Genomic DNA, 6,870 nt, shown 5'->3' with positions numbered 1-6,870 from the left:
TAAAACATGCACACTTCGTAAAAGTAAGTCAAGAGGAAGCTACTATGCTCTCTAAAGAGAGTGATTTACAACAAGCTGCACTCAAATTATTAAATTATGGCGCAAAAGTAGTAGCTATTACACTTGGAAAAGACGGTACCCTTCTTGCGACAAATGAAGGTCAAACTATTGTCTCTTCTATTTCCATTCAACAAGTCGATACAACTGGTGCTGGTGACGCTTTCGTTGGAGCAATGTTATATCAGATTGCCCAAAGTGAACATACACTTTCGTATCATTTCAAAGACTTAACAGCATTTATCTCCTTTGCAAATAAAGTAGGCGCTATCACATGTACAAATTACGGTGCAATTGCCTCTCTTCCATCATTAACAGATATAAAAGCATACGATTAATCGTATGCTTTTTTTACATCCCTCTCCAAAAATCATGCATAATAAAAAAGTACAAAATAACGAGAACGGCCGTCCCGCATAGGGTAATGCGCCGATATATACTCTTCTCTCCTTCCCTCGCTTTCACAAACGCCCAAATAAATCCGAAGAATAATATTAAATCAACATATGGAACATAAAAAGAAAAGACGAGAAACGCATATAAATACACGATAAATAAACAGGTCGTTACTAAGAAAACTTTAAACGCAAATTCACTTTTCATAATATAACCGCCCCCTATCTGTACTGTATTATATTCAGCAAAATACAATAGTTGCAGTTAAACTCCAAGTATAAATAAGCTACCGTCTATAATACGGTAGCCATTACGGAACATTGTATTTCCGTTTATATATATTACTTAAAATCGAAGAAGGAATTTGCTCGTAACGAACTTTCTCTCCTGTTTCATCTATAATATACGAATTGTTTCCTATATAATATATTCCATCTTTTCGTTTTGAGTACACTGGATATCTTTCATTTGGCAATACCGTTTCCACTTTCGTTAACTGTCCATTTGGTTCTTGCCAATATATATCCGCGCGGTCTACTAACGTAAGTACTCCAATTTGTTCTTTTTCTATTTTTCGACCATTCCAGCTCACAACGCGATAACCAAGTTTATTCGCTTCATATTCGGGGCTCGTATGAAAACGAGAAATGATTACTTTTGTTTGTAATTGTACTCGGTCATATAACCATTGTATATCCCTGTCATGCATACGAATACAGCCATTTGATTCCCTACTTCCAATCGTCCATTCCCGGTTCGTCCCGTGAATTGCATATTCATTCTTATCTAGTCCAAGCCACCTCGTACCAAGAGGGTTATTCGGTGCACCCCCAGGTATTTTTTTTCGATGGTATTCTTTATTTTTAAATTTAGTTATAATACAAAAATTACCTTCAGGCGTAGGTGTACGATCTCTTCCAGTCGTTACTGGAAATGTTTTTGTGTAATTTCCATTTTCAAAAAAAGACAACTGGTTCGTCGTAAGATTTACTAATATTAAATGATCTGTATTAGCAAAAGCACTAACCGGTAGGATGAAAAATAATAGTATGATGAAACATAACTTTTTCAGCTATATCCCCCCTAGCGCTCCCTATAATAAGTGGAATTAACATTACTTTGCTCTTATAAATGAAAACTATCCATTTACAATAACGCCCCCATTTACATGTATCATTTGCCCAGTAACATAGGATGAATCACCAGATGCCAAGTATACGTATGCCGGCGCTAATTCATATGGTTGACCAGGTCTTTGCATCGGAACATTGCTCCCAAACTGAGAGACTTTCTTCTCATCAAAGCTCGATGGAATAAGCGGTGTCCAAATCGGGCCTGGTGCAACACCATTTACCCGAATCCCTTTTTGCACTAACGATTGAGAAAGTGATCTTGTAAAAGCTACGATTGCTCCTTTCGTTGCGGAATAATCAATTAACGTTTCATTTCCTTCATATGCAACGATAGATGCCGTATTTATAATGACATCCCCTTTCTTCAAATGAGAAAGGGCTGCTTTCGTAACGTGAAAATAAGAAAAAATATTAATACGAAATGTTTTTTCTAGCTGTTCTGCTGTAATATACTCTAGCCCTTGCTGCGGATATTGCTGTGCAACGTTATTCACTAAAATATTTAAACTACCTAACTGCCGGGCGGTCTCTTCCACAATATCTTTACAATGCTGTTCATTACTCAAATCCCCCGGCAACAATACACACTTTACACCTTCTTTTTCAACACGTTGTTTCGTCTCATTTGCATCTTCTTCCTCATCTAAATAAGCAATCGCAACATTTGCTCCCTCTTTTGCAAAAGCGATGGAAACTGCTCGTCCAATTCCGCTATCTCCTCCCGTAATTAACACATTCTTCCCTTTTAACTTTTCACTTCCTTTATAGTTTGCATCTTCAAACTGCGGAAGGGGGCTCATTAATGATTCAATACCTGGCTGCTTATTTTGATGTTGCGCAGGCATTGTTATAAAGTTTTTTTGCTGTGGCATAGCTGCTTTCAACTCCTTTTCCTTAGCATGTGCACAATAAAAAGCTGAAATTCACACATCGTTTTACGATTAATATTCGAATTTAAGACACAAAATATGAATTGTTATAAACTTTTTATGCAAAACTATTGCAAAATAGATAAAAAACGAATATTATATATAACTGTTGTGAAAATTATTCGTAAACAGAAAGGATGTTTATATGTTTAACCTTTCAAAACATAAAACTTCTATTAAAACTGAAATTATGGCAGGTATTATTACCTTCTTAACAATGGCATATATCATTGTCGTAAACCCTGTTATCCTTGGAGATGCAGGTGTTCCATTTGAACAAGCATTTACAGCAACAATTATCGCTGCTGTTGTCGGAACATTATTTATGGCAATCTTTACAAACTTACCAATCGCAATCGCACCAGGTATGGGATTAAATGCTTACTTCTCTTACTCTGTTGTAAAAGCGCATGAAGGCATGACTTTCGCAATTGCATTCTCTGCTGTATTCGTAGCAGGTATGATTTTAATTTTGTTATCATTCACATCTTTCCGTACAAAATTAATGGAAGCAATTCCTGAAAACTTAAAACATGCAATTACTGCTGGTATCGGTCTTTTCATCGCCTTTATCGGTTTACGTTTAACAGGTATCGTTACAAAAAATGATGCAAACTTAGTTGGACTTGGTGATCTTCACTCTGCTCCAGTTCTACTAGCATTGGCTGGGCTTGGAATTACTATTGTTCTTATGTCTTTAAATGTAAATGGCGCACTATTTATTGGTATGCTATTAACTGGTATTATCGCTTTCTTCACAGGACAGTTAACATTCTCAAACGGTGTTACATCAATGCCTGGATTACCAGAAGGAATTATCGTTTCAAATCCAATTACTGCTGTATCTGACGTAATTAACTACGGATTATACGGCGTTGTATTCTCATTCTTCCTTGTTACACTATTCGATACAACAGGTACATTACTTGGCGTTGCACAACAAGGTGGATTTATGAAAGACGGAAAGCTTCCAAAAGCAGGACGAGCTCTTCTATCTGACTCATTCTCAGCAACTATTGGTTCTATGTTCGGAACGACACCATCAACAGCTTACATTGAATCATCTGCTGGTGTTGCAGCTGGTGGTCGTACTGGTTTAACAACTGTTACAGTAGCTGTTCTATTCGCATTAGCAGCATTCTTCGGACCATTAGTAAGTGCTGTTTCTGGTGTATCAGCTATTACTGCTCCATCATTAATTATCGTTGGTAGTCTTATGATGGGCTCAGTTCGCCACATCGATTGGGACGCATTTGATGAAGCATTCCCAGCATTTTTAGTAATCTTAAGCATGCCACTTACATCAAGTATCGCAACAGGTATCGCACTTGGATTTATTTCATACCCACTTATGAAAGTGGCAAAAGGTAAATTCCGTGCTGTTCACCCACTTGTGTATGTATTTGGAATTTTGTTTGCTTATCAATTGATATTCTTACCACATTAAAATCTCTCATAAAGAGGGATTTTTTTATACATAAAAAGTAGAGCATCGAAATTCGATGTTCTATTTTCCTTTTTTAAAAGCAATATAAAAAGACTGCAGAGAACTCCATCTCCACAGCCTAATTATTATTTTTGCAAGAACGCCTGCAAATCTGCAAATTGCCTCTTTGCATCTTCATAGCCTTGCTCGTATAAATTTTGTAGTTTTGCTGTATCTTTTTCCATACGATCTACTTGAAGCGGCACTTCTGGGCGAATAACAAATAAATTGCCAGCTTGTTCTTCTTTTTCAATATAGTGAAGTGTTTCATTATACACTTCATAACGATTCAGCATCGTGTTAACAAGGTTCGGATATTTTTTATAAGCTTTCGCTGCAATCCATCCAAACTTTGATTTTTTCTTCGCGTAGCCATGATTTCTCGTTAAAATAACGACTGATTTTTTAAATCCATCCTCTTGCGCTTTACGAACTGGAATTGGATCAGAAATCCCGCCATCTAACAGTTGTTTACCGCGGTAATTTACTACTGGTGCAATGAAAGGCAATGAACTAGACGCTTGTAATAAATTTAGCGCATCATCATTCGTTCCTTCTTTTTCAAAATAAACAGATTGCCCTGTTTCACAATCCGTCGTTCCTACAAGGAAACGTTCCGGGCTATTAAAGTATGTTTCAAAATCAAACGGCACATGCTTTTCTGGAATTTCGTGGAAAATGAAATCCATATCAAATAGCTGACGTTTTCTCCATAAGTTTTTATACGATAAATATTTCGGATGTGATGCATAATCAATATTGACCGTTTTATTTCTATTTCTTTGTCTGGAAAGATACGACGCTGCATGACAAGCACCAGCTGATACACCGATTACATATGGAAAATATAAATCTTGTTCCATAAAGTATTCTAATATCCCGCCCGTGTATACACCACGCATACCGCCGCCTTCTAATACTAACCCCGTATTTTCAAGCATGTTACTCTCTCCTCTATATATATTGACTCTTTAATTATTCACCATGTTAAGTATCTTTTTCTATTATATATGAGTTCTTTCAGAAATTATATTTAAAAGACTTGAGAAAAAGGAGTTTTTTCTTCCAATTATATTTCCAAATGACCGGAGACATCCTTTATAAACCTTTGAATAAAGTCTTGCTCTTCTTTCGTATATCCATCTAAAAGTAACAACCACTTTTCTTCAGCTTGCTTATGCAATTTTTCATGAGCTTTATATATTTCATTCCCACTCTCCGTTAAGCTGAAGAAGATTTCTTTTTGATTATCTAACATTTGCATCTTCTCAACGAATTGCTTTTGAAACAACTTTGTACAAATTTTAGAGATTGCTCCCTTCGTCATGCCCATTTCTGTCGTAATTGCCGTTACATTCATCAAACCATTTTTTCCGATACATTCGATTACATGTAACTCAGATAAAGACATACTACTTACACCTGTCTCACGAAGAAACTTCTCGTTTTGTCGTTTTAAATGTTCTTCTTTTTTATGCAAAAGTGTACGAATGTCCGACAGTATTTCCATTTGCTTCGTTGTATGCTTCAATCCGTTCGCCTCCTAAGTTTCCAAAGAAACAATTTAACTATATACCATTTTAAAATTATTTTTTCATCTTTACAAGTGAGAAAATCATGTTAAAATAAATTTAGTTTCCAAGGAAACTAAATTACAAGGAGGTTAACAAGATGAAAAAATCTAAACTAACTTTCATTTTATATGTTGTCTGTATTAGTGCCTTACTCGGTTCCTTCGCTCAAAATATTTACACACCTATCTTACCGATGATTCAAAATTCTTTTCACACTTCTCTTTATCTTGTAAATGTAACAGTTTCACTTTTCACATTCGTTCTTGCAATTATGCAGCTCGTATATGGACCTTTAATTGATACAAAAGGGAGAAAATCTGTCCTTATCCCTAGTTTAGTCATTAGTACAATTGGTTCAATCGGATGTGCCTTTTCGGCAAACATTTATTTATTTCTCTTTTTTAGAGCTGTTCAAGCTATAGGAATAGCGGCTATACCTGTAGTTTCAGCAACGATTATCGGCGATTTATTTGAAGGAAAAGAACGCGGAGAAGCGATGAGCCTATACCAAATGTTACTTGCCCTCGCACCTGCAATGGCTCCTCTCATAGGTGGTTATCTTGGCAGTATAAATGGTCACTTATCTGTATTTCTCTTTTTATCTACACTTGGCATTATCTTATTAATTATAAACATTTCACTACTCCCAGAAACAAAGCCAAATATAATTAAACAATCTAAAGCACAAAAGAATTACTCTCTTATCTTAAAAAATAAAACTGGATTTTCTATTACTCTTATTGGCTTCATTCAATTTTGTATTTACTTTTGCTTTCTCGTTTTTTTACCGAGTATTTTAACAAATTCATTTCATTTAACTGTAAATAAAATTGGTCTTATGTTTGTACCAATGTCTCTTTCTATCATGCTAGGAAGTTTTTGCTACAAGTTTTTGCAAAAACGCCTCACAACAAAGCAAGCTTTATTTATTACGAGTTTCTTCAATATTATATGTGTCGTTTTATTCTCTTTCACATATAACATCAATATCCCATTCATCATTATCGTTACATCTTTGTACGGTTTTAGTATGGGACTTTCTATGCCAACTCACACTACTTTATTAACAGAAGAATTCGTACAAGAACGCGCAACAGCTATCGGTATGTACAACTTCATCCGCTATCTTGGTATGGGCACAGGGCCACTTATAGGTGGATTTCTTTTATTTAACCAAAATTACTTTTGGATTTTCTTCCTAGGCGCAATTATGTTTTTACTTGTAATCTTATATACAATGAAAATGCTAAGTTTTCATTCTGTACAAAAAGCAAAATAGAGCCCCCAAAAAGGTC

8 protein-coding genes are annotated in these 6,870 nt (G+C 35.5%); 3 read left to right on the top strand and 5 right to left on the bottom strand.

The window, feature by feature from the left end; translation table 11 throughout:
- On the top strand, positions 1-395 hold a 395-nt coding region (locus MR107_RS22850), incomplete at its 5' end, for a PfkB family carbohydrate kinase (protein ID WP_242292735.1).
- A 13-nt stretch (positions 396-408) separates the two neighbouring features.
- Here MR107_RS22850 and MR107_RS22845 read toward each other — a convergent pair.
- The 3 genes from MR107_RS22845 to MR107_RS22835 all read right to left on the bottom strand — a co-directional run bounded on the left by MR107_RS22845 (position 409) and on the right by MR107_RS22835 (position 2,458).
- Complete coding sequence (locus tag MR107_RS22845; RefSeq protein WP_000834195.1) at positions 409-660, bottom strand: hypothetical protein; 252 nt, start codon at positions 658-660, stop codon at positions 409-411.
- Between the two features lie 103 nt (positions 661-763).
- A complete protein-coding gene (locus tag MR107_RS22840; protein ID WP_025687114.1) occupies positions 764-1,525 on the bottom strand; it encodes a L,D-transpeptidase in 762 nt (253 codons plus the stop codon).
- A 66-nt stretch (positions 1,526-1,591) separates the two neighbouring features.
- A complete protein-coding gene (locus MR107_RS22835) occupies positions 1,592-2,458 on the bottom strand; it encodes an SDR family oxidoreductase (RefSeq protein ID WP_001136261.1) in 867 nt (288 codons plus the stop codon).
- Between the two features lie 202 nt (positions 2,459-2,660).
- Here MR107_RS22835 and MR107_RS22830 point away from each other — a divergent pair, with 202 nt between their 5' ends.
- Positions 2,661-3,962 carry an NCS2 family permease gene (locus tag MR107_RS22830; protein ID WP_000482715.1) on the top strand — a complete coding sequence of 434 codons (1,302 nt, stop codon included), beginning with the start codon at positions 2,661-2,663 and terminating at the stop codon, positions 3,960-3,962.
- Positions 3,963-4,087: 125 nt separating this feature from the next.
- Here the strand turns inward: MR107_RS22830 and MR107_RS22825 are convergent, their stop codons facing one another.
- On the bottom strand, positions 4,088-4,942 hold the full coding sequence (locus MR107_RS22825) for a patatin-like phospholipase family protein (RefSeq protein WP_000892675.1): 855 nt from the start codon (positions 4,940-4,942) through the stop codon (positions 4,088-4,090).
- Positions 4,943-5,070: 128 nt separating this feature from the next.
- Positions 5,071-5,532 (bottom strand): MarR family transcriptional regulator, encoded by a 462-nt coding sequence (locus tag MR107_RS22820; RefSeq protein ID WP_000683327.1) that lies wholly within the window; start codon positions 5,530-5,532, stop codon positions 5,071-5,073.
- Positions 5,533-5,672: 140 nt separating this feature from the next.
- Between MR107_RS22820 and MR107_RS22815 the strand changes: the two genes are divergently transcribed.
- Entirely contained in the window at positions 5,673-6,854 is a 1,182-nt protein-coding gene (locus tag MR107_RS22815; protein ID WP_000748727.1) for an MFS transporter, read from the top strand.
- The last annotated feature ends 16 nt before the right edge of the window (positions 6,855-6,870 follow it).

Origin of the sequence: Bacillus cereus group sp. BfR-BA-01441, from assembly GCF_022663075.1 — a bacterium.
Lineage (GTDB): Bacteria > Bacillota > Bacilli > Bacillales > Bacillaceae_G > Bacillus_A > Bacillus_A cereus.
This window is presented reverse-complemented; position numbering and strand designations above follow the sequence as displayed.

Coding starts and splice junctions, on each gene's coding strand:
- MR107_RS22815 (WP_000748727.1), top strand. CDS start 5,673: ATGAAAAAATCTAAACTAACTTTCATTTTATATGTTGTCTGTATTAGT.
- MR107_RS22845 (WP_000834195.1), bottom strand. CDS start 660: ATGAAAAGTGAATTTGCGTTTAAAGTTTTCTTAGTAACGACCTGTTTA.
- MR107_RS22825 (WP_000892675.1), bottom strand. CDS start 4,942: ATGCTTGAAAATACGGGGTTAGTATTAGAAGGCGGCGGTATGCGTGGT.
- MR107_RS22830 (WP_000482715.1), top strand. CDS start 2,661: ATGTTTAACCTTTCAAAACATAAAACTTCTATTAAAACTGAAATTATG.
- MR107_RS22835 (WP_001136261.1), bottom strand. CDS start 2,458: ATGCCACAGCAAAAAAACTTTATAACAATGCCTGCGCAACATCAAAAT.